Below are 1,986 nucleotides of genomic sequence, written 5' to 3'. Positions count from 1 at the left end.
GGCCGTGCAGGGTCGGGCCGCGCCGCCGCGAGGGCCGGTCGGCCTCCCGCGCCGACGAGCGACGGCCATCCTGCGGCACGTCACCCGACCCCGTCGAACGCGGCAGCCGGAGACCGCCGTCGTACGGCGGGCCGGGATTTCTGGACCGTGATCCGCTCATGTTCGCAATGTAGGCCCTCCCCGGCCCCACCGCTGCAGCGACCTGCCGGTGCGGCCGCCTATAGTGAATAGAACCTGTTCCAGCAATCTGAGATCGGCGCAGGTCAGACCGGCGTCTGGACATGAGAACAAGTTCAGGTCACAATGTGAGAGACGACACAGTTAGCCCCCGCGTGCAAAGGACCCGCCCGATGACTGATGCAGCAGCCGACCAGTCCACCGATCCCCTCGCCGGGACCAATCCGGAGATGAACGAGGCCGCCGTCTTCGAGGCCGTGGCCGACAAGATCCCGGACAACCTCCTGCTCACGATGGACGGGGTCGACTACACCTACCGTCAGATCGACGAGCTCGCCAATCGGATGGGTCATCTCCTCAAGGCCCACGGTGCGGAGCCGCAGAGCCATATCGCGCTGTACATGAAGAACAGCGCCGAGCACATGGCGGCCATCGTCGCGGCCATGAAGATCCGGGTGGCCGGGATCAACGTCAACTACCGCTACACCCCGGCCGAGCTGGTCTACCTGTTCAACGACTCGCAGTCGGTCGCCGTCCTGGTCGACGCGGAGTTCGCGGAGACCATGGCCGCCGCCGTGCCCAAGCTCGAGACCGCCCGCACGGTCCTCGTCGTGGGTGGCGTCCCGCAGGTCCTCGCCGACGCCTGCGCCGAGAACGGCCTGACGGTCGTCGACGTGGACGCCGAGCTGCCGGGACAGTCCGCGGAGCGCGACTTCGATCCCGTGCGCGGCGACGACCACTGGATCGTCTACACGGGCGGCACCACCGGGTTCCCCAAGGGCGTCCAGTGGCACATGTCGGACTACTACTACGCGTGCCTGTCCGGCGGTAACCCGTACGGCGACAAGCGGCACAGCCCGCAGGAGGTCGCGGACAACGTCTCGCCCGAGGGCGGTTTCAAGATCGTCATCTCGGCCCCGCTCATGCACGGCGCCGGCCTGTTCACCCTGCTGACCTTCGTCAACCTGGGCGGCCACCTGGTCATGTTCCGCGACTTCGACGCCGAGGTGATCGTGGACGCGACCGCCGAGTACAAGGCCCAGCTGCTGATGTTCGTCGGCGACGGCATGGCGGTCCCGATCACCGATGCCCTGCTCGCGGCCAAGGAGACCAAGGACTTCAGCGCCATGTTCATGGTCGCGTCCGGCGGCGGCATCTGGTCCAAGACCTCCCGCGACCGGCTGATCGAGGCGTTCCCGAACGTCATCATCCGCGACAACTTCGGCGCGTCCGAGACCGGCAACGACGGCGAGATGAACCTCAACGAGCAGGGTGAGATGCTCCTGGCCCCCACCCCGCGCCTCGGGGTGATCGACGAGTCGAACCGTCCGATCACGCCCGGGTCGGACGAGGTCGGGTACATCGTCCGACGCGGCCACGTCCCCCTCGGCTATTGGAACGATCCGGAGAAGACCGCCAAGACCTTCCCGGAGGTCGGTGGCCAGCGGGTGGCGGTGCTCGGTGACATGGGCCAGATCCGCGAGGACGGGACCATCGTCTTCCTGGGCCGCGGCTCGGGTTGCATCAACACCGGTGGCGAGAAGGTGTTCCCGGAGGAGGTCGAGCAGGCGCTCAAGGCGCACCCGGCCGTCCATGACGCGCTGGTCGCCGGTGCTCCCGACGAGCGGTACGGCCAGAAGGTCGCCGCGGTCGTGTCGTTCCGCGAGGGCATGTCGGCCGAGCAGGAGGAGCTCTCGGCGTTCCTGCGCGAGTCCCTGGCGAACTACAAGGTCCCCAAGGTGATCGTCGACGTCACCGAGATCCGACGCTCGCCCGCGGGCAAGGCCGACTACAAGTGGGCCAAGGAGC

The 1,986-nt window shown here is 67.7% G+C and carries 1 protein-coding gene; it reads left to right on the top strand.

Annotation, left to right across the window (positions count from 1 at the left end):
* Positions 1-350: 350 nt before the first annotated feature.
* The coding region (locus tag G6024_RS15960; protein WP_159149150.1) for an AMP-binding protein at positions 351-1,986 on the top strand (1,636 nt) is incomplete at its 3' end.

This window comes from Dietzia maris, assembly GCF_014144855.1.
Classification (GTDB): domain Bacteria; phylum Actinomycetota; class Actinomycetes; order Mycobacteriales; family Mycobacteriaceae; genus Dietzia; species Dietzia kunjamensis.
The sequence above is the reverse complement of the archived record's forward strand: the minus strand, read 5'-3'. Positions and strand labels throughout refer to the sequence as shown.